This is a genomic window from Micromonospora sp. 4G55 (assembly GCF_016803375.1).
On the sequence record NZ_JAEVHN010000050.1, the window covers coordinates 1 to 19,285 of the forward strand.

Below are 19,285 nucleotides of genomic sequence, written 5' to 3' on the forward strand. Positions count from 1 at the left end.
CGGCGGTCCTGCCTGCGCGAGCTGACCTGAACCGGTCAGCCTTCGGCGACGATCCGCTGCGCGGTCTGGTGGGTGGGGGCGCCGAAGAGCACCAGCCGGGCCTCGGTGACGTGCGCCGGGGTGGCGGCGCGCAGCACGGTCAGCGCCTGGCGTACGGCGTCGTCGACCGGCCAGCCGTAGACGCCGGCCGAGATCAGCGGGAACGCCACCGTGGCGGCCTCCAACTCGTCGGCGACCCGCAGGCTGTTGGCGTAGCAGTCGCGCAGCAACGCCGAGCGGTCCTCGGTGGCCGAGAAGACCGGGCCGACGGTGTGCACCACCCAGCGGGCGGGCAGCTCCCCGGCGGTGGTGGCGACCGCCTGTCCGGTGGGCAGGCCCCGGCCGTACCGGGAGGCGCGCAGGGCACGGCACTCCGCCAGGATCGCCGGGCCGCCCCGGCGGTGGATCGCGCCGTCCACTCCCCCGCCGCCGAGCAGGGACGAGTTGGCGGCGTTGACCACCACGTCGACCCGCTGCGCGGTGATGTCGCCCTCGACGAGGGTGATCTCCATGTCAGCTCTCCACGACGGATTGACCGAGCGACCGGCGGGTGAGCAGGGTGGCCCCGGCGACGGCGGCCGGCATGACCAGCACCGCGCCGAGCGGGATCAGGAAGCAGAGGAAGACCGCCACGCCGAAGCCGAGCGTGGTGGGCCGGTCCGCCTTCAGGATCGACCGGCGGTCGGGCAGCCGCAACCCGCGCCGGGAGAACGGCGCCCCCACCAGCTCGACGGCGAGCAGCCAGCCACCCACCGCCGCCCCGATCACCGGCACCACCGTCTGGCCGACCACCGGGATGAACCCGGCGGCGAAGAGCGGGATGCCGAACAGCACCGACAGCCCGACCAGCCGCAGGGAGTCGACGAGGCTGCGCCGCAGCGAGGCCCAGAACGGCACCTCCACCCCGCCCGGGGTGCCACCGAGGCGCTCCTCCACCCGCTCGGAGATCTTCTCGTAGAACGGGTCACCGATGACCAGGGTGACCGCGGTGAAGCTGACCACCGCCAGCAGCCCGCCCAGCCCGAGGAAGGCCAACCCGGCGATCACCCGGACCAGGCTGCGCGCGGTGGTCGACCAGTCGTCGGCGAACGGGGTGACCAGCGCGGCCAGGTCGTCCACGAAGTACACCAGGGCGGCGAAGGCGGACAGGAAGACCGCACCGGAGATCAGCGCCGGCACGATGCCGAGCAGCATCAGCCCCGGGCTGCGGACGTAGAGGCCGAGGCCGCGCAGGAGCAGCCCGACGCCGGAGAGGAACCGACCGACGGCGCCGGTGACCGGCGCGGCGATGCTGGGTGCGTTCACGAGCGGAGAGCCTAGTGGTCACCGGCACACCTCGCGTCCGGGCAGGATGGTCGGGTGCGCGCGTCCCGGCTGATCTCCCTGGTGCTGCTCCTGCAGTCCCGCGAGACGATGACCGCCGCCGAACTGGCCCGCGAGCTGGAGGTCTCCGAGCGGACGGTCTACCGGGACGTGCTGGCGCTCTCCGCCGCCGGGGTGCCGGTCTACGCCGACCGAGGCCGGGCCGGCGGCTACCGCCTCCTCGGCGGCTACCGGACCCGGCTGACCGGCCTGACCCGGGACGAGGCGGAGGCGCTCTTCCTCTCCGGCCTGCCCGGGCCGGCCGGCGAGATGGGGTTGGCGGACGCGGTGGCGGCCGCCGAGCTGAAGGTGCTCGCCGCGCTGCCGCCGAGCCTGCGGGACGCCCCCGCCCGGGCCGGCAGCGGTTCCACCTGGACGTGCCGGGCTGGTTCCGGGAGTCCGCGCCGCCACCGTGGCTGGCCGAGCTGGCCCGGGCGGTCTGGCGGGACCGGGTGGTCGAGCTGCGCTACCGGCGCGGCGACCGCGAGGTCGGCCGGCGGGTCGAGCCGTACGGGCTGGTGCTCAAGAGCGGGGTCTGGTACCTGGTCGCCCGGGTCGGCGACGGCATGCGCACCTACCGGGTGGACCGGGTGGTGGGCGTGCAGGCCGGCGAGGAGACCTTCGCCCGGGACGAGGGCTTCGACCTGGGCGAGCACTGGCGGGAGCAGGCGGAGGCGTTCCTGCGCAGCATGCTCCGCGACGAGATCACCGTCCGGTTGAGCCTCGCCGGCCTGCGCGCGCTGCGCTGGGCCGCCGAGGCCCCTTTCGCGTACGAGGAGGCGACGGCCGCCGCCGGCGAGCCCGACGGGCAGGGGTGGCGGATCACCCGGCTGCCCGTCGAGTCCGTCGAGGTGGCGTACGGCCTGGTGCTGCGGCTCGGGCCCGAGGTGGAGGTGCTCGACCCGCCCGAGCTGCGGGCCCGGCTGGCCGAGGCGGCGGCCCGGCTCGGCGACCTCTACCGGTCCGAGCCGGATCAGCGGTAGCCGGTCACGTCGGCGGGCTTGCCGGCGTCCACCACCTCAGTGATGTAGCGGAACGCGTCCGGCCGGCTGCCGTCGACGTCGGTGAAGCCGTACACCTGGGACAGCTGGCCGCTGGAGACGGATGCGCCGTTCCAGCGGGCCTTCTGCTCGTCGGCGGCCAGGGCGGCGACCGCGCGCCCGACGAAGGCCGGGGTCTCGGAGATGAGGAAGTGCGGGTCCTTGGCGGCGCCGTCGCGCCAGTTCTCCTCGGTCACCCCGAAGTGCTCCAGCATCGACTCGGAGCGGATCCAACCGGGGGTGAGCGCGACGGCGGTGCAGCCGTGCGGCTTCAGCTCGTGCGCCTGGCTGAAGGCGAGCCGGATGACCGACGCCTTCGCCAGGTCGTAGAAGACCGAGAGCCGGTAGTTGGCGTCGTTGTACTCCTTGGTGCCGTCGCCGATCTCCACCACCAGCCCGCCCGGGTTGCGGATCAGCAGCGGCAGCGCGTAGTGGCTGGTGATGATGTGGGTGTCCACCGCCAGCCGCAGCGTGCGGAAGCCGGCCTCCAGCGGCTGCTCCCAGACCGGCTTCTCCCAGGTGATCAGCGGGTCGCCGCCCCAGATGTCGTTGACCAGCACGTCGAGCCGGCCCTGCTCGGCGTCGATCCGGGCCACCAGGTCGCGGACCTGCTCGGGCACCAGGTGGTCGACCCGTACCGCGATGCCGGTGCCGCCGGCGGCGGTGACCAGCTCGGCGGTCTCCTCGATGGTCTCCGGCCGGTCCATCTCCGAGCGGCCGGCGCGGCTGCTGCGGCCGGTGGCGTAGACGGTCGCCCCGGCCGCGCCGAGCTGGATGGCGATCTGCCGGCCGGCGCCCCGGGTCGCCCCGGCGACCAGCGCGACCTTCCCTGTCAGCGGTGTCGTCGTCATGCCGTCGAGCCTGGCACCCATACCTGACAGCCGAAGTCCGGTTTCGCGGACCGGGTGGCGTCGGTCATGCTCACCGGCATGCACCTGCTGCTCTCCGGGATCGTCGGCTCGGTCGCGTACGGGCTGGCCGGGCCCGGCTCGGACACCGACCGGATCGGGGTCTTCGCCGCACCCACGGTGGCCTTCCACGGGCTGCACCCGCCCCGGGAGTCGGTGGTCACCACCGACCCGGACGTCACCCTGCACGAGGCCGGCAAGTACGCGAAGCTGGCGCTGAGCGGCAACCCGACCGCCACCGAGCTGATGTGGCTGCCGGACGACTGCTACGAGACCCGGACGGAGTTCGGCGAGCGGCTGATCGCGATCCGGTCGGCGTTCCTCAGCGCGCCCCGGGTCCGCGACGCCTACCTCGGGTACGCCACCCAGCAGTTCCGGAAGCTCGTCACCCGCGACTCGTCAGTGGGCGGACGGCGGCGCTCGGCCAAGCACGCCCGGCACCTGGCCCGGCTGCTGCACCAGGGCCGGGTGCTCTACGCGACCGGCGTGCTGGAGATCCGGCTGGCCGACCCGGAGTGGTTCCGGGCCTTCGGCGAGCGGGTGGCCGGCGGCGCGTTGGACGAGGCGGAGGCGCTGGTCGCCGCGGCGCAGCGGGACTTCGACACCATCCGTACGCCGCTGTCGGAGCGGCCGGACGAGGCGACGGTGGAGGGTTGGCTGCTCGACGTGCGCGCCGCCCACCTACCGCCGGCGGTCGGCTCGCAGCGCGCCCGGCAGGGGTCGGACTGACCGTCGCACCGCCGGCCCGCCGATGCCCGGCCGGAAAACCGCTCGGCCGGGCGCCGGCCCGGTGCTAACCTGCGTCCGCGTCCTCGATCAACGAAAGGGAGGTGAGCGCGATGTCGACCACGACTGTCATGTGCTCCCACCCGACGGCGAGGACGCCGAGGTCCTGAACCGGGAGCACGTCACCACCCGGAAGGATCCCATGACCGACCTGGTCATCCGCCCGATCACCGCGGGCGAGGAAAAGCTCTTCGACTCCCTGCCCGACCCCGCTCTCGTCGGCCGCGCCGCGTTCGGCGAGCGCTACCTCGACATGGCCGCAGCCGGCCAGTACCGCCCCGAATGGACCTGGGTCGCCCTGCGCGACGACGTCGTCGTGGCCCGCGCCGCCTGGTGGGGTGGGCCGGACGACGACCAGCCGCTGGCCCTCGACTGGTTCGACTTCACCGACCCCGACGCGGCGGTGGAGCTGCTCCGGACCGCACCGCTGCGGGCGGAGTACTCGCTCTCGCTGCCACCCGGCTGGCGCGACGATCCCGCCGTCCGGGCGCAGGCGCAGGCGCGGATCGACGCCGCCACGGCCGCCGGCATGTCGGTGCTGGTCGAGCGGTACCGGTACCGCTGGACCAGCGGGTGTGGACTGCCCGACCGGCCGGGTCGGCTCACGTTCCGCCCCGAACCGGACGACACCGTGATCCTCGACGTCCTCCGCCGCGTCGGCGAGGGCAGCCTGGACGCCCACAACCGCCACACCACCGCCACGTCCGGGCCGGACGCGGCGGCCCGGGAGGAACTGGACCTGCTGCTCTGGTTGCCGAGCCCGCGGGACTGGTGGCGACTGGCCTGGACCGCGAGCGGCGAGCTGGTCGGCATCATCGTGCCGGCCCGCAACCACACCGATCCGATCATCGGCTTCGTCGGCGTGGTCCCCGAGCAGCGCGGCCACGGCTACGCGTACGACCTGCTGGTCGAGGGGACGCACCTGCTGGTCGAGGGCGGCGCGACGGAGATCGTGGCCGCCACGGACCAGACCAACCACCCGATGGCCGCCATCTTCGCCCGGGCCGGCTACCCGATCGAGCGGGAACGCGTGGACCTCGTCTGACCCGTCGTCCCCGGCACCGGTGCACCGGTGCCGGGGACACACCACCCGCTCAGTCGGCCAACCTGACCCGGACCCGGCGGTTGGCGCGGCCCTTGCTCTCCACCTTGACCACCTGCACCTTGCCGATCTGGGCGGTCGAGGCGACGTGGGTGCCGCCGTCGGCCTGCACGTCCAGGCCGACGATGTCGACGATCCGGACCTCCTGCTCGTCCGGCGGGATCAGGTTGGACTGGGTACGGATGATGTCCGGCAGGGCCAGCGCCTCGGCCCGGGGCAGCACCCGCACGGCGACCGACCGGTCGGCGGTCACCTCGGCGTTGACCAGCTCCTCGATCCGGGTCTTGAAGTCCGGCGGCACCTCGGGCAGGTTGAAGTCCATCCTGGCCTCGCCGACGTCCATGTTGCCGCCGGTGACCAGCGCGCCGAAGTCGCGGAACACGACGCCGCAGAGCACGTGCAGGCCGGAGTGGGTGCGCATCAGGCGGGTCCGCCGCTCGTCGGCCACCGCGCCGGTGACCGCGGTGCCGACCGGCGGCACCGGATCTCCCTCAGCCGGGATCAGGTAGAGGTCGTCGCCCTTGCGGGTGCCGACGATTCGGGTCTGCACGCCCTGCCAGAGCAGCACGCCGTGGTCCGGCGGCTGGCCGCCGCCGCCCGGATAGAACGCGGACCGGTCCAGCACGACGCCCTGCTCGTCGGCGGCGAGCACCGTGCACTCCCACTCCCGCAGGGTGGGGTCGGCGAGGTCGAGACGGTGGGTACGGCCGTGGTGTGTGACGCCCATGACAGCAGACGCTACCCGTTGAGGAACGTCGAGATCCGCTCCCGCAGGTCGGAGCGTTCGGTCCAGGCGAAACCCGGGCGGTCGTAGAGGTGCAGGGTGGCGTGCGGCAGCGCGGCGGCCAACTCCTCGGCGACGTGCGCCGGGTGCAGGTCGTCGCCGGCACAGCCGATCACCAGCGCCGGGGCGGTCACCCCGGCGAGTGCGGAGACGTCCCGGAGCGGGGCCTGCTCCGGCAGGTCGGCCAGCCCGGGGGCGAGCCCGTCACGCAGCAGCTGGTCGAGCCGCTGCCGCAGGTACGCCCAGCCCGCCGGAGTGTTGCGCACCGCCGCCGGCATCTCCAGCGAGACCACGTCGGCGACGGCCGAGGCGTCACCGTCGGCCACCGCGTCCAGCAGGTCGGTCAGCCGTTGCCGGGCGACCGGGCCGCGCGGGGCGTCGAGCACCGCGGGTAGGAAGAAGACCAGCTTCTCGAAGCGGTCGGGGCTTTCCAGCAGCAGCCGGCAGAGCGCCCCGGCCCCGAGGCTGGCCCCGAAGGCGCGGGTGGCCCCACCGAGGTCGGCGACGGCCCGCAGGTCACGGGCGAGGTCCAGGTAGCTCCACGGGCCGGGCGGCGCGTCGGAGCGCCCGTGCCCGCGGAACTGGAAGAAGATCTTGCGGCCGGTGACCGCGCTGCCGAACGGACGGGTGGTGGCGATGCCGTTGCCGAGCCCGTGTGCGAAGACGGTGGCCGGGTCACCGGCGCCGGTGACGAGCCGCTCCAGCCGTACGCCGTGCGGCGTGGTGACCAGCTCGGTCTCCGGCTCGGGCAGGGCCGGTCGGCCGGTACGCGGCGCGCCCGGGCCGGGCCCCCAGGTGCGGGGTCCGCCGTCGGGCGGCGGGGGCCAGCGGAAACCTCTCACCAGAACCCTTTGCCGTCGTGCAGGTCACGCAGCCCGACCCGGACGTCGAGCAGGTAGATCAGGCCCGCCGCGATGCCGATCAGCCCGAAGATGCTGAGCGCGCCGAAGCCGAGCAGGGTGAGCACCAGACAGACCGCCAGGATGGCGATCCAGCCGCCTTGGGCAGGGTGCCGATCGCCGGAAACGCGTCGGACCGCTGGGTGATCGCGTGCACCAGGGCGACACCCTGCACGATCAGCGCGAACACGAGCAGGATCCGGTCGATCACGAAGACGACATCGAAGACGAAGATCGGCGCGGCGATGGCCATGCCGGCCAGCATATGCCGACGACCCCGGAAACGTCCCACAGGACGCTTCCGGGGTCGTACCGGTTTGCGACGGTTACTCGGCGGCCGACCGGGTCCGCTTGGTGGCCTTCGGCAGCTTCGCCGACGGGGTGGCGGCCGGCTTGGCGGCCCGCGCCCGGGTGGTCTTCGCGGCGGCCGGCTTGGCCTCGACGACCTCGGCCACCTCGGCCGGGGTGGGGATCTCCGCCTCGGCCGGTGCGGCGGTGGTGGCGGTCGCGACCTCGTCCTTCACCTCGGCCGGGAGGGTGGCGTCGGTCGCCTCGATGTCGGCGTTGACGGTGTCGGCGGCCTCCAGCACGCCGGCGCCGACGACGCGCTCGCCGCGGGCGATCAGCGCGCCGTACGCGGCCAGCGCGCGCTCCTGGGCGCCTGCGCACCGACCAGCAGCGCGGCGGCGTTGCGGGTGGCGGCCTCGCGCAGCTTGTCCAGGTCGAGGTCGGCCGGGACGCCTTCTCGCGCAGGCCGGTCGCCGTCAGGTTGGCGGTCTTGAAGGTCTCGGTGGCCTTCTGGCGCAGCTCGAAGCCGGTGACGACGGCCTTGCCGCCGATCTCGGTGACCACCTTGGTGCCGTCGGCGACGACCTTGGTGCCCAGCTCGCTCACCACGGTCGGGAGCTTGCGGAGCTGCTGGTACGCCAGCTCGCCGGCGCCGGCGGCGGCGTAGAGCGGGGCCGGGATGCGGTTGGTCTTCGGCTGAGTCATGACTTCTCCTCCTCGGCCGCTCGCGCGGCCTTGCTGTCGGGGGTGACGGGGGCGGGCGCGGGGCCCGCCTCGGTGACGGCGACCGATTCCAGGACGGCCTCGGTCGGGGTGCCGTCGGGGGTGGTGGGGCCGGTCGCGGCCGGCGTGGCGGTGGCGGCCGCCTCAGTCGGCTCGGCCGGTGCGCTGGGTTCCGCCGCCGGAGTGGTCTCCGGGCCGGCCGCGGCGGTCGCCTCGGCGAGCCGGACGTTCTCCCGGCGGAAGGTCTCGTAGATCTGGGTCAGCGACTGCTTCTGCGCCATCGTCAGGTCGGGGTCGACGGCGATCGCCGCGAGCACCCCCTGACCCTCCTTGTCGTCGAGCAGCCCGGCGCGCAGGTACATCGCCGGGGTGGAGACCCGCAGCGCGCTGGCGAGCTGCTGGAGCACCTCGGCGCTCGGCTTGCGCAGCCCGCGCTCGATCTGACTGAGGTACGGGTTGCTCACCCCGGCCTGCTCGGCGAGCTGGCGCAGCGAGATCTTGGCGTTCCGGCGCAGGTCACGGATGAATCCGCCGACGTCGGGTAGATCCTTGGGTGCGGCCATGGGCCCAACGGTAGTCCGCACTGCTAACTAGAGCAAGCAAAGCGCTAGCCAGAGTTAGCAAGGTAACAATAGGCGGTTGCGGACCGGATGTCCGCTGCGTAGCTTGCACGCGTGACGATGATCGACATCAACGGTGCCCGGCTCGCCTACGACGACCTGGGCAGCGGCAGCCCCGTGCTCCTGCTGCACGCCGGCATCGCGGACCGGCGGATGTGGCGGCACCTGGCGCCCGCTCTCGCCGAACGGCACCGGGTGATCGCGCTGGACCTGCGCGGCTACGGCGACTCCGAGCTGCCGCCGGCGTCCTTCGCCCACCACGACGACGTGGTCGCGGTGCTGGACGCGCTGGGCATCGACCGGGCCGCCCTGGTCGGCTGCTCGTTCGGCGGGGCGGTGGCGATCGACACCGCGCTGGCGCACCCGAAACGGATCTCCGCCCTCGCGCTCTTCGGCTCGGCCGTCGCCGGCAACCAGTGGTCCGAGGAGGCCGAGCAGCTCTGGGAGACGCTGGTCGGCGAGGTGGACCCGGAGGACCTCGCGGCGAGCGCGGCCGGCGAGGTGCGGTTCTGGGTGGTCGGCCCCGGCCGCCGCCCGGAGGACGTCGACCCGGGCGTGGTCGCCTTCGCCGAGGAGCTGGACCAGCGGGCGCTCGCCGCCGAGCAGGCGCTCAGCGCGGTGGAGGTCGACGACCTCGAGCCGCCGGCGATCGAGCGCCTCGGTGAGCTGCGGCTGCCGGTGCTGGTCACCGCCGGCGCGGCCGACGTCCCGGACATCTCCCGGCTCGCCGATCGGATCGCGGCCGAGGTGCCCGGCGCGGTGCGCCTGCCCGACGTGCCGGACACCGCCCACCTGCTGCCGCTGGAGCGTCCGGAGGCGGTCGACGCCGCCCTGCGCGACTTCCTGCGCTGAGCGCCCCCGACCCGGCCGCACGAGCGGCCTATGGACTGTCCCGGCGGCGGGCGGCGGGCGGCGGGTCCGCAATTCCGGGCGTGTCGCGGTCGCCGGGACATCAGGTCGGTGAAGCATATTCCTGTCCGGCATATTCATGCCTGACAGGAATGAACCTCATCCCGGTGCGCCGGCGCACGACATCACGCTCGGTAGCGACCCGTCGCCAGGCTGATGGCCGGAGCAGGTCCTGGAGAGGACCTGGCCGGACCCGAACACGCCGGGCCGGGCCACGCCGGGGCCGGACCGGGCCGAAGGGGCCGCGCGGGCCGGCGCCACATCCCCGCCGTCAGCCGGCGGGGCGCGGACCGGGCGTCACCAGGCGGCCCGCACGACCCCGACCGGCAGGCCGCCGCCGAGCAGCGGCAGCTCGGCGTGCTCGGTCAGCACCGGGGCGTCGACGCCGAGCCGGCGCAGCGCGGAGACCAGCACCGGCATCCGCGCCCGCGCGGCGCCGTCGTCGATCTTGAGGGCGACCGCGCCCACGCCGGGCACGGCCGCGGCGATCACGCCCTCCGCGCCCACCTTGGCCAACGCCCCGGGTACGCCTCGCATCAGCCGGGTGTCCTCGGCCCCGGTCCCGCCGACCAGCTCCGGGTACGCCCGCATCGCGTCGGACACGGTCCGCTCCACCGACCCCGGCTCGGCGGAGACCAGCCGCAGGTACGCCCCGGCCAGCCCGGTCAGCGAGACGGCGAGCACCGGCGCGCCGCAGCCGTCCACCCCGACGGCCGCCACCTCCTCGCCGGTGAACTCCTCGATGGTGGCGGTCAGCCGCTGCTGCAGGGGGTGCTCCGGCCGCCAGTAGCCGTCCAGCGGCCAGCCGGCCGCCACGCAGGTCAGCAGCATCCCGCTGTGCTTGCCGGAGCAGTTCATCTGCACCCGGGTCGCCCGCCGCCGGCGCGCAGCACCGCCTCCCGGGCCGCCTCGCCGACGGCAGGTCGGGCGGGCAGTGCAGGGCCGAGCCGTCCAGCCCGGCCCGGGCCAGCAGCGCCTCCACCCGGGCCAGGTGGAACTCCTCGCCGGCGTGGCTGGCCGAGACCAGCGCCACGTCGGCCGGGTCGGTCAGCGGTAGGCCGGCGCGCAGCATCCCGATCGCCTGCATCGGCTTGCTCGCCGAGCGCGGGAAGATCGGCGAGGTGACATCCCCCGCCCCAGCCACCGGTGCGCCACCGGCGTCGAGCACCACCACCGAGCCGCGGTGCCCGCCCTCCACGAAGCCGGACCGGACCACCTCGACGAGCGGCACGCCGCCCTCGTACGTCTTTCCCACGAAGTGGACGGTACCGACGCCCCCGCAGGGCTCGGCAGCCGGGTGACCAGGGACGTCGGCGGCGGCCGTACAGGGGTGGGCGGCGGGGCCGCCTTACAGGCCGAGCAGCGTACGGGCCTCGGCGGTGGTCAGCGGCGGACGCTGGGCGAGCTGGGCGAAACCGACCGCCCGGGCGACCAGCTGCATGTTGGACTCGACCGGCTGGCCCTTGGCGTAGGTGACCGTGTCCTCCATGCCGACCCGCAGGTGGCCGCCGGCCGAGAGCGAGGCCAGCAGCACCGGGATCGTGCTGCGCCCGATGCCGGTGGCCGAGAAGGTGGTGCCCTCGGGCAGGTCACGCAGCGCCTGGTGGGCGGCGACCAGCGCCTGGGTGGTGCCCGGCATGCCGCCCGGCACGCCCATCACGAAGTCGACGTGCACGTGGCCGCCGTGCGGCAGCCCGTACTTGCCGAGCAGCCGCTGCAGCGCGGTGAGGTGGCCCAGGTCGAAGATCTCGTACTCGGGGACGATGCCGCGCTCCTGCATCCGGGTGTGCAGGTCGACGATGAACTCCCACCGGTTGAGGAAGACGTCGTCGCCGAAGTTGAGCGTGCCCATGGTGCAGGAGGCCATGTCCGGCCCGGCGTCGAGCACGGCGAGCCGGGCGGACTCCGGGTCGGTCACCGCGCCGCCGGAGGAGAGCTGCACGATCAGGTCGGTGTTCTCCCGCAGCGCCGCCACGGTGTCCCGCAGCCGGCCCTGGTCCAGGGTCGGCCGCGCCTCGTCGTCGCGGATGTGGACGTGGATCACGGCGGCGCCGAGCGCCTCGCACTCCTTGGCGGTCAGCAGCAGCTCGTCGAGGGTCACCGGCAGCGCCGGCACCTCCGCCTTGGCCGACTCCGCGCCGGTGGGGGCAACCGTGATCAACGTCCCTGTGCTCATGCCGGGATCCTAGCCGCCCCGACCGGCTCCGGTCGACGGCCGGAGCCGGGTACGACGGAAGAATGGCGGGACCGCGCCCGGCGGGAAGGAAGACTTCCTGCAATGTGAGCGCGGGCCCGGCACCCTTACTCCCGGTCGATCGCCGCGGCGCTCTCCCCCACCACCAGGTGAGCGTCGTCGCCGACGTTGCGCTTGACCACGGCGAGGGCGACCTGCCCCAGCTCGTAGTGGTGCACGGCGGTGCCGACGAAGCCGACCGCCCGGCCGTCCAGGGTCACCGGCGTGCCGGCGGCCGGCGGCTGGTCGGTGGTCACCCCGTCCAGGTGCAGCAGTACGAGCCGGCGCGGCGGCTTGCCCAGGTTGTGCACCCGGGCCACCGTCTCCTGTCCGCGGTAGCAACCCTTGTTCAGGTGCACCGCCGGGGCGATCAGACCCACCTCGGCGGGGATGGTCCGGTGGTCGGTGTCCACCCCGACCCGGGGCAGCCGGGCGGCCGCCCGCACCGCCTCGTACGCCCACAGCCCGGCCACCGGCACCCCGTTGCCGCGCAGCTCGGCCACGACCTGGTCCATGGCGGGTCGGGGCACCAGCAGGTCCACGCCGAGCGGGCCCCGGCGGGCCCAGCCGCCGACGGGCAGCGGCCGCACGTCGTACACGACGGTGGGCCGGGACGGCAGCTCGTCGGAGCGGAACTTCGGACCCGGCACCGCGACCACGTCGGGGTCGGCCAGCCCGGTGACGCCGAGCGCCGCGACGGCCGCGACCGCCTCCGGACCGACCAGCGAGAGCAGCGCGTGGTCGGCGGTGGCATCGCGCGGCTCGACCCGGCTGAAGAACCGCATCTTCTCCAGGTACGACAGCAGCCCCTCGGTGGCGCCCGGCTCGGTGTCGAGCCAGGTGGTCTCGCCGTCCTCGGCGACCATCGCGTGCTGCTCCACGTGCCCGTGCGGGCTGAGCACCAGCAGCTCGGTGCCCTGCCAGGGCTTCAGGGCGTTGAGGTGCTGGCTGGTCAGCGTGTGCAGCCAGCCGATCCGCTCCTCGCCGGGCACCGCGACCACGCCGCGGTGCGACCGGTCGACCAGGCCGACCCCGGTGGCCAGGGTGCGCTGCTCGCGCATCGGGTCCCCGTAGTGCGCGGCGACGCCCCGGACCCCGGCGGCGCGGTGCGCCGGCTCCGGCTGGTCGCGACTGGCCTCGTCGATGGCCTCGACGGCCACCGCTCCCGCGATGTCGATCATTTCGGTTCCCCGTCCTCGCAGTGGCCGCAGACGCCGAAGAGCGCCACGTGCCCGATGTCGACCCGGAACCCGCGCTCGGCCACGAGCTGGTCGGCGAGGGGACGGAGCAGCTCGGGATCCATCTCGTCGATCGCCCCGCACTCGCGGCAGACCAGGTGGACGTGCTGGTGCTCACCCGCCGCGTGGTAGGTCGGCGACCCGTGCGACAGGTGGGTGTGGGTCACCAGCCCGAGCCGCTCCAGCAGCTCCAGGGTCCGGTAGATGGTGGTGATGTTGACGCCCGCGGCGACCTCCCGGACCGCCGTGTGCACCTGCTCCGGCGTGGCGTGCCCCAGGTCCAGCACGGCCTGGAGCACCAGCTGCCGCTGCGCCGTCAGCCGCAGCCCACGGGAGCGGAGCATTTCCGCGAGGGAGGATTCGGACACCGTCCGATCATAGTTCGGCCCCGGCGGGTCGGTCCGGCGCGGAAAGCTCCAGGCTCGCCGGGATGGCTCGGAAGGCGCGCGCGACCCGCTCGACGAGGGTCGGCAGCCCGCCCTGGCCGCCGCCGTGCACCCAGGTCCGGGCGGCCAGGCGCCAGGCGGTGGTGGTGACCTCGGCGAGGACCTGGGGCCGGAGGTCACCGGGAGGCAGCGCGAGCTTGCCGGCCAGCCGGTCGGTGATCCGCTGCTCGACCTCGGCGCGGTAGTGGGCGGCGTAGGCCAGCAGGGCCGGCGAGGTCAGTACGAGCCGCCGGGTGGCGACGTAGCGGTCCGCCCAGTCGGCCCCGAGCCCGGTGACCACCTCGCCCAGCAGGTCGCTCAGCTCGGTGACCACGAGGCCGGACAGGGCGCGCCGCTCCAGGGCGGCCAGATAGGCCGACCAGAGCTCCGCCTCCGCCTCGATGGCGGCGGCCTCCTTGGCCGGGAAGATCCGGAAGAAGCTGCTCCGGGACACCTCCACCGCGTCGACCAGCTCCTCCACCGTGGTGGCCTCGAAGCCTCGCTCGGTGAACATGCGCAGCGCGGCGTCGGCGAGCGCGCGCCGGGTCCGCAGCTTCTTGCGCTCCCGCAGCGGCAGGGCCCGGTCGGACGTCGAGGAGTCGGCGGTCATGGCCGCAATCTAGCCGCATCCCGATCGGGAAGAGACCCGCCACCCTTAGAAACCCGTTGCCAAATGAGACTCCGTCTCAATATGCTCTCAGTATCGAAGGCATGGAGCGAACGAAGGAGCGACCGATGTCGACCACTCCCACCCTCGGCGGCCAGGTCGTCGGCCTGGCCCACTACGCCACCCGCGCGGTCCTCGAACGCGAGCTGGCCCCGACCGGCACGTCCTTCCCGCAGGCCCTGGCCCTCAACGCCGTCGCGAACGCCGGCGGGACGCTCGACCGCTCCCGGCTGGTCGACCGGATGACCAGCACCCTGAAGATCGACGCGGCGGCGGTGCTGGCGACGATCGCCGAGTTGGCCGCGGCCGGCCTGGTGCGGGTGCTGCCCGCCGACGAGGCCCGGGTGGACCTGACCGACGCCGGCCGGGCCCGGCAGCGCCGGATCGCCGAGATCAGCGCCGGCATCGCCGGCCGGGTGTACGCGGACATCCCCGCCGCCGACCTGGCCGTCACCGCCCGCGTGCTGACCCTGGTCACCGAGCGGGCCAACGCCGAACTGGCCGCCGCCCGGGGCTGACCCGGGCAGGCGAGCGCGACCCGGCGCCCCGGCCACTGTCTAGGCTCGACGGTCATGGAGGTAACCAGGGTCGCCGTGCTCGGCCGGGGCGTCGTACCCGGCGGGGAGCCGGTGCTGCGCGGCGACGACCTCGGCGTGCTGCACGGCGACGGCCTCTTCGAGACCATGCACCTGCGGGGCGGGCGGCCCTGGCTGCGCGCGGCACACCTGGCCCGGCTGCGGGCCGGCGCCGCCGCCGTGGAGCTGGCGCTGCCCGCCGAGGACGCCCTGGTCGAGCTGGTGGAGAGCGTGGCCGCCGGCTGGCCGGCGGAGGTGGAGGGCGCGCTCCGGCTGGTCTGCACCCGGGGTCCGGAGGGCGGCGGCCGGTCGACCGTCTACGCCACCCTGGGCGAGGTCCCGCCGTCCGCCCGACGGGCCCGACTCGACGGTGTCGGCGTGGCCACCCTGCCCCTCGGCGTGGCCGCGGCGGCCCGGCCGGAGCTGGGCTGGCTCCCCAGCGGCGTCAAGTCCACCTCGTACGGGGTGAGCAGCGCCGCCCGGCGCTGGGCCGCCCGCACCGGCGTGGACGACGTGCTCTGGGTCTCCACGGACGGGTACGTGCTGGAGGGGCCGAGCGCGAACGTGGTCTGGCTGGAGGGCAGGACGCTCTGCACGGTCCCGGCCGCCGCGACGGGCATCCTCCCCGGCACCACCTGCGCCTGGCTGCTCGCCCACGCCGGGGAGCTGGGCTTCGCTGCCGCCGAGCGGATGGCCACGCCGCGGCGGCTGGTCGAGGCCGACGGCGTCTGGTTCACCTCGTCGGTGCGCGGCCTGGCGGAGTTCCGCAGCCTCGACGGCGCGCGCCTCCCCCGCTCCCCGCACACCCCGGCCCTGCAGGCCCTCCTGGCCCACCCCGTTCCCTGACCGCAGCCGGGTCCGGGCACGCGGAGCTGTCGATCACCGCGGGTCCGGGGTGGGCGTGCCGGGGGTGGGTCAGCCGGCCACGCGGATGAGGCGGGCGGAGAGGTGCGGCGAGAGGGGGTGACCCATGCCGGCCATCTCCTGGGCGTAGAGCAGCGCGCCCTCGACGATGCCGAAGAGCCGGGCGCCGGCGGTGACCTCCTTGGCGGTGGAGGTCCGCACGACCGCGTCGGTGGCGAACTCGATCTGGGTGCCGGTGCGCTTGCCGATGTAGAGCTCCATGATCCCGGTGGGGCTCATCATCAGCGCCTCCAGCTCGTCGGTCGCCCGGTCGCCGCTGAGCACCGGACGCCACCAGCCGACCTCACGCCCGGCGGGCCGCACCGGGCGGCTCTGCTCGTCGAGGAGCCACGCCCGCGACTCGTAGAGCAGGAACGGCCGGCCGTCGTGGCTGATCCGGATCTCCTGGGCGAAGTCGAAGTCCTCGATGGTGGGGAAACCACCCCGGCCGCGCCCCCGCCACACCCCGACGTACGGCAGCAGGCCGTCGAGCGCCGGGTGCAGCTTCGGGCCGACCCGCAGGTCGTGGCTCTCCTCGTACGGGTACTCCTCGACCGGCGGCGCGTTCAGCCACGGCGGCTGCAGCGGGTTCTCGTCCGACGGGTTCGCGCTCACCACTTACCTCTCGATATGCGTACGGCAAGGTAGACCAGGCCACCGGCGAGCGCGCCGAGGCCCGCGACCAGCAGGCTGACGAACCCGATCTCGGTAACCATCATGGTCATCCTATGCTGGGCGTCATGGCCCGCACTCTCGTCGTCAAGGCCACCGCCGGGGCGGACGCGCCGGAACGGTGCGCCCAGGCCTTCACGGTCGCCGCCACCGCCGCCGCAGCCGGAGTGGAGGTGTCGCTCTGGCTGACCGGCGAGTCGACCTGGTTCGCCCTTCCCGGTCGGGCGGAGCAGTTCGAGCTGCCGCACTCCGCGCCGCTGGCGGAGCTGCTGCACGTCATCCTCACCACCGGTCGGGTCACCGCCTGCACCCAGTGCGCCGCCCGCCGGGACATCGGCCCCGGCGACGTGCTGCCCGGGGTACGCATCGCGGGTGCGGCCGTCTTCGTCGAGGAGGCGATGACCGAGGGGGCTCAGGCGCTGGTCTACTGACCTGCCCCGGAACACCATGTCCGATCTGCGCGGACTGCCGATACTGTCCCCACTTGTCGGCCCGCTGCCTACCATTCGGGTGTGAACGAGGCGACGGAGGAGTTCTTCGCATCGCTGCCGGCGCGCGCCCCGGCGGTGCTGCGCAGCCCGGTCAGCGGAACCATCCAGATCGACCTCACCACCGACAACCGCACCGAGCACTGGCTGGTCCAGCTGAGCCAGGGCGAAGTCGTCGTCAACCGCGCCCGCGGTCCCGCGGACGCGATCTGGAACAGCAGCAAGGACCTCTTCGAGCGGCTGGCCACCGGCCGGGCGCAGGGCATCTCCGCGGTCCTGCGCAACGAGACCACCTTCAGCGGCAACGTCCTGCTCTTCCTCGACTTCCGCCGGTTCTTCCCCGACCCGCCCGGTGCCCGGGATCCCCGGGAGACCGCCCGCGAGCAGGTCGGACGGTCGGGGTGAGGCAGCCGGTCAGCATCCTCGACGGCAACACCTTCGTCGTCTGCGACCGCCGCGGCGACATCGAGCCGTCGTTCGACTTCCCCACCGGGCTCTTCTCGTTCGACACCCGCTTCCTCTCCACCTGGCTGCTCACCCTCGACGGGGAGCGACTGCACGCCCTGTCGATCGACGACTCGCAGTCCTACCGGACCCGGTACTTCCTGGTCCCCGGCGAGCCGACGCACTACCTCGACGCCAAAGTGTCGGTGATCCGCAGGCGGGCCATCGGCGGCAGCCTCGGCGAGGAACTCACCGTGCTCAACCACTCCGAGCGGGAGATGCGGTTCAACCTCCGGCTGGAGATAGGCTGCGACTTCGCCGACCTCTTCGAGATCAAACACAAGCGGACCAAGGTGGGCCGGACCACCGCCACCGTCGGCGAGAACGAACTGCGGCTGACCTACCGGCGGGAGGCGTTCCACCGGGAGACGCTGATCACCAGCAGCTCGCCCGCCGAGGTGGACCCGGGCGGGATGACCTGGGCGATCCTCGTCGGCCCGCACGCCGAGTGGACGACCCGGCTGCACGTGTCGACGCTGATCTACGGCGCCCGCGGGGAGGACTTCCGCGCGACCACCCCGCTGCGCGGCAGCCGCAGCCCCGCCGCCATCGAGGCGGAGCAGCAGGAGCTGGTCGACAACGCGCCCAAACTGGGCTGCGACTGCGAGCCGCTGGCCACCGCGTACCGGCAGAGCCTCAGCGACCTCGCCGCGCTGCGCTACGAGTCGATCACCCTCGGCGTACGGCTGGTGGCGGCGGGCCTGCCCTGGTTCATGACGCTCTTCGGCCGGGACAGCATCCTCACCTCGCTCCAGGTGCTGCCGTTCCTGCCCGAGCTGGTCCCGCCGACCATCATGATGCTGGCCGGGTTGCAGGGTCACCGCCTGGACGACTTCCGCGACGAGGAGCCGGGCAAGATCCTGCACGAGCTGCGCTACGGCGAGACCGCCGGCTTCGAGGAGCAGCCGCACTCGCCCTACTACGGCTCCGCCGACTCCACCCCGCTCTTCCTGATCCTGCTCGACGAGTACGAGCGGTGGACCGGCAACGCCGACCTGGTGCGGAAGCTGGAGTTCCCGGCCCGGGCGGCGCTGGCCTGGCTCGACAGCTACGGCGACCTGCTCGGCACGGGCTACCTCTGGTACCGCACCCGCAACCCGGACACCGGCCTGCAGAACCAGTGCTGGAAGGACTCGTGGGACTCGATCTCCTACTCCGACGGCCGGCTGCCGGACTTCCCCCGGGCCACCTGCGAACTCCAGGGGTACGCGTACGACGCGAAGCTGCGCGGCGCCCGGATGGCCCGGCAGTTCTGGAACGACCCCGCCTACGCCGAGCGGCTGGAACGCGAGGCCGCCGCCCTCAAGGAGCGCTTCAACCGGGACTTCTGGATCCCCGAGCGCGAGTACTTCGCGCTCGCCCTCGACCCGGAGGGGCGGCACGTCGACGCGCTCTCCTCCAACATCGGGCACCTGCTGTGGAGCGGCATCGTGGACGAGTCCCGGGCCGAGCGGATCGCCCGCCTCCTGCTCGACCCCCTCCTCTTCTCCGGCTGGGGGGTACGCACCCTCGCCACCGACCAGGGGCGGTACAACCCGGTCGGCTACCACGTCGGGACGGTCTGGCCGTTCGACAACGCCTTCATCGCCTGGGGCCTCGCCCGGTACGGCTTCCGCGAGGAGGCCGGACGCATCTGCGACAGCATGCTCAGCGCCTCCCGGTACTTCCACGGACGGCTCCCGGAGGCGTTCGCCGGCTACGACCGCCGCCTCACCGAGTACCCGGTGCAGTACCCCACGGCGTGCAGTCCGCAGGCCTGGTCGGCGGGGACGCCCCTGCTCCTGCTGCGGGTGATGCTCGGGCTGGAACCCCAGGGCGAGCACCTGATCATCGACCCGGCGGTGCCGGAGGGCATGGGCCGGGTGGAGCTGCTGGACATCCCCGGCCGGTGGGGCCTGGTGGACGCCCTCGGCCGCAGCCGCACCCCGCACGACACCCGGCACGACCGCTGACCTGCGCCGACGCCGAGGGGATGAGCCGGCGCCGACCGCGGGCGTCGCGGGGATCAGCAGCGCCGACCACGCCGGTGCCGAGCGGGATCAGCAGCCGGTGGAGGCGGAGACCCGGACCTGCTCGCCGGTCGCGTCGGCCAGGACGACGGCCGTGCCGCGCCGGTAGGC

Annotated in this window: 20 protein-coding genes and 4 pseudogenes; 9 read left to right on the forward strand and 15 right to left on the reverse strand. The window is 73.9% G+C overall.

Annotation, left to right across the window (positions count from 1 at the left end):
- Window positions 1-35: 35 nt before the first annotated feature.
- Complete coding sequence (locus tag JNW89_RS07140; protein ID WP_238448245.1) at window positions 36-551, reverse strand: O-acetyl-ADP-ribose deacetylase; 516 nt, start codon at window positions 549-551, stop codon at window positions 36-38.
- 1 nt (window position 552) lies between these two features.
- Window positions 553-1,344, reverse strand: a complete 792-nt coding sequence (locus JNW89_RS07145) for an EI24 domain-containing protein (protein ID WP_238448246.1) — start codon at window positions 1,342-1,344, stop codon at window positions 553-555.
- A 108-nt stretch (window positions 1,345-1,452) separates the two neighbouring features.
- On the opposite strand from JNW89_RS07145, the pseudogene JNW89_RS07150 reads away from it, so the two are divergent.
- Window positions 1,453-2,384, forward strand: a pseudogene (locus tag JNW89_RS07150) (helix-turn-helix transcriptional regulator).
- Here the strand turns inward: JNW89_RS07150 and JNW89_RS07155 are convergent.
- On the reverse strand, window positions 2,375-3,292 hold the full coding sequence (locus JNW89_RS07155; RefSeq protein ID WP_238448247.1) for an SDR family oxidoreductase: 918 nt from the start codon (window positions 3,290-3,292) through the stop codon (window positions 2,375-2,377). The pseudogene JNW89_RS07150 and the gene JNW89_RS07155 sit on opposite strands and share 10 nt — an antisense overlap.
- Window positions 3,293-3,370: 78 nt before the next feature.
- On the opposite strand from JNW89_RS07155, the gene JNW89_RS07160 reads away from it, so the two are divergent.
- Together JNW89_RS07160 and JNW89_RS07165 are read left to right on the forward strand one after the other, a co-directional pair.
- Complete coding sequence (locus JNW89_RS07160; protein ID WP_238448259.1) at window positions 3,371-4,078, forward strand: DNA polymerase beta superfamily protein; 708 nt, start codon at window positions 3,371-3,373, stop codon at window positions 4,076-4,078.
- Window positions 4,079-4,208: 130 nt separating this feature from the next.
- The gene (locus JNW89_RS07165; protein ID WP_238448248.1) at window positions 4,209-5,180 is read left to right on the forward strand and encodes a GNAT family N-acetyltransferase; all 972 of its coding nucleotides are present in this window, start codon (window positions 4,209-4,211) and stop codon (window positions 5,178-5,180) included.
- Between the two features lie 49 nt (window positions 5,181-5,229).
- Here JNW89_RS07165 and JNW89_RS07170 read toward each other — a convergent pair whose 3' ends face one another.
- The 5 genes and pseudogenes from JNW89_RS07170 to JNW89_RS07190 form a co-directional block, all read right to left on the reverse strand.
- Entirely contained in the window at window positions 5,230-5,964 is a 735-nt protein-coding gene (locus JNW89_RS07170; protein WP_238448249.1) for an alanyl-tRNA editing protein, read from the reverse strand.
- 11 nt (window positions 5,965-5,975) lie between these two features.
- Window positions 5,976-6,863: an alpha/beta fold hydrolase gene (locus JNW89_RS07175; protein ID WP_238448250.1), complete on the reverse strand. Its 888-nt coding sequence runs from the start codon at window positions 6,861-6,863 to the stop codon at window positions 5,976-5,978.
- Window positions 6,860-7,173, reverse strand: a pseudogene (locus tag JNW89_RS07180) (DUF2516 family protein). The gene JNW89_RS07175 and the pseudogene JNW89_RS07180 overlap by 4 nt, the downstream one beginning before the upstream one ends.
- Window positions 7,174-7,246: 73 nt before the next feature.
- Window positions 7,247-7,913 (reverse strand): annotated as a pseudogene (locus JNW89_RS07185) (hypothetical protein).
- On the reverse strand, window positions 7,910-8,494 hold the full coding sequence (locus JNW89_RS07190) for a helix-turn-helix domain-containing protein (protein ID WP_238448251.1): 585 nt from the start codon (window positions 8,492-8,494) through the stop codon (window positions 7,910-7,912). Before JNW89_RS07190 ends, JNW89_RS07185 begins: the two are co-directional and overlap by 4 nt.
- Before the next feature lie 117 nt (window positions 8,495-8,611).
- Between JNW89_RS07190 and JNW89_RS07195 the strand changes: the two genes are divergently transcribed.
- Window positions 8,612-9,403, forward strand: a complete 792-nt coding sequence (locus JNW89_RS07195) for an alpha/beta fold hydrolase (RefSeq protein ID WP_238448260.1) — start codon at window positions 8,612-8,614, stop codon at window positions 9,401-9,403.
- A gap of 354 nt (window positions 9,404-9,757) precedes the next feature.
- Here the strand turns inward: JNW89_RS07195 and JNW89_RS07200 are convergent.
- The 5 genes and pseudogenes from JNW89_RS07200 to JNW89_RS37285 form a co-directional block, all read right to left on the reverse strand.
- Window positions 9,758-10,715, reverse strand: a pseudogene (locus tag JNW89_RS07200) (asparaginase).
- Between the two features lie 93 nt (window positions 10,716-10,808).
- A complete protein-coding gene (locus JNW89_RS07205; protein ID WP_154941617.1) occupies window positions 10,809-11,636 on the reverse strand; it encodes a 3-keto-5-aminohexanoate cleavage protein in 828 nt (275 codons plus the stop codon).
- 125 nt (window positions 11,637-11,761) lie between these two features.
- Window positions 11,762-12,874, reverse strand: coding sequence for a folate-binding protein YgfZ (locus JNW89_RS07210; RefSeq protein WP_238448252.1), 1,113 nt, complete (start codon window positions 12,872-12,874; stop codon window positions 11,762-11,764).
- Window positions 12,871-13,275: a Fur family transcriptional regulator gene (locus tag JNW89_RS07215; protein ID WP_088960086.1), complete on the reverse strand. Its 405-nt coding sequence runs from the start codon at window positions 13,273-13,275 to the stop codon at window positions 12,871-12,873. The genes JNW89_RS07210 and JNW89_RS07215 overlap by 4 nt, the downstream gene beginning before the upstream one ends.
- A gap of 31 nt (window positions 13,276-13,306) precedes the next feature.
- Window positions 13,307-13,966, reverse strand: a complete 660-nt coding sequence (locus JNW89_RS37285; protein ID WP_305070500.1) for a TetR family transcriptional regulator — start codon at window positions 13,964-13,966, stop codon at window positions 13,307-13,309.
- 125 nt (window positions 13,967-14,091) lie between these two features.
- On the opposite strand from JNW89_RS37285, the gene JNW89_RS07230 reads away from it, so the two are divergent.
- Together JNW89_RS07230 and JNW89_RS07235 are read left to right on the forward strand one after the other, a co-directional pair.
- Window positions 14,092-14,541 carry a hypothetical protein gene (locus JNW89_RS07230; protein WP_238448253.1) on the forward strand — a complete coding sequence of 150 codons (450 nt, stop codon included), beginning with the start codon at window positions 14,092-14,094 and terminating at the stop codon, window positions 14,539-14,541.
- Window positions 14,542-14,595: 54 nt separating this feature from the next.
- Window positions 14,596-15,444: an aminotransferase class IV gene (locus JNW89_RS07235; RefSeq protein WP_238448254.1), complete on the forward strand. Its 849-nt coding sequence runs from the start codon at window positions 14,596-14,598 to the stop codon at window positions 15,442-15,444.
- Between the two features lie 69 nt (window positions 15,445-15,513).
- On the opposite strand, the gene JNW89_RS07240 is transcribed toward JNW89_RS07235, so the two are convergent.
- Both JNW89_RS07240 and mtfM read right to left on the reverse strand, forming a co-directional pair.
- Window positions 15,514-16,116: an FABP family protein gene (locus JNW89_RS07240; RefSeq protein WP_238448255.1), complete on the reverse strand. Its 603-nt coding sequence runs from the start codon at window positions 16,114-16,116 to the stop codon at window positions 15,514-15,516.
- Window positions 16,113-16,217 carry a small membrane protein MtfM gene (gene mtfM / locus JNW89_RS37290; protein WP_046570768.1) on the reverse strand — a complete coding sequence of 35 codons (105 nt, stop codon included), beginning with the start codon at window positions 16,215-16,217 and terminating at the stop codon, window positions 16,113-16,115. Before mtfM ends, JNW89_RS07240 begins: the two co-directional genes overlap by 4 nt.
- 12 nt (window positions 16,218-16,229) lie before the next feature.
- Here mtfM and JNW89_RS07245 point away from each other — a divergent pair, with 12 nt between their 5' ends.
- From JNW89_RS07245 to JNW89_RS07255, 3 genes are all read left to right on the forward strand, one after another.
- Complete coding sequence (locus tag JNW89_RS07245; RefSeq protein WP_238448256.1) at window positions 16,230-16,604, forward strand: DsrE family protein; 375 nt, start codon at window positions 16,230-16,232, stop codon at window positions 16,602-16,604.
- Between the two features lie 81 nt (window positions 16,605-16,685).
- Window positions 16,686-17,066, forward strand: a complete 381-nt coding sequence (locus JNW89_RS07250) for an SCP2 sterol-binding domain-containing protein (protein ID WP_238448257.1) — start codon at window positions 16,686-16,688, stop codon at window positions 17,064-17,066.
- On the forward strand, window positions 17,063-19,117 hold the full coding sequence (locus JNW89_RS07255; RefSeq protein WP_238448258.1) for a glycogen debranching N-terminal domain-containing protein: 2,055 nt from the start codon (window positions 17,063-17,065) through the stop codon (window positions 19,115-19,117). Before JNW89_RS07250 ends, JNW89_RS07255 begins: the two co-directional genes overlap by 4 nt.
- Window positions 19,118-19,285 lie beyond the last annotated feature (168 nt).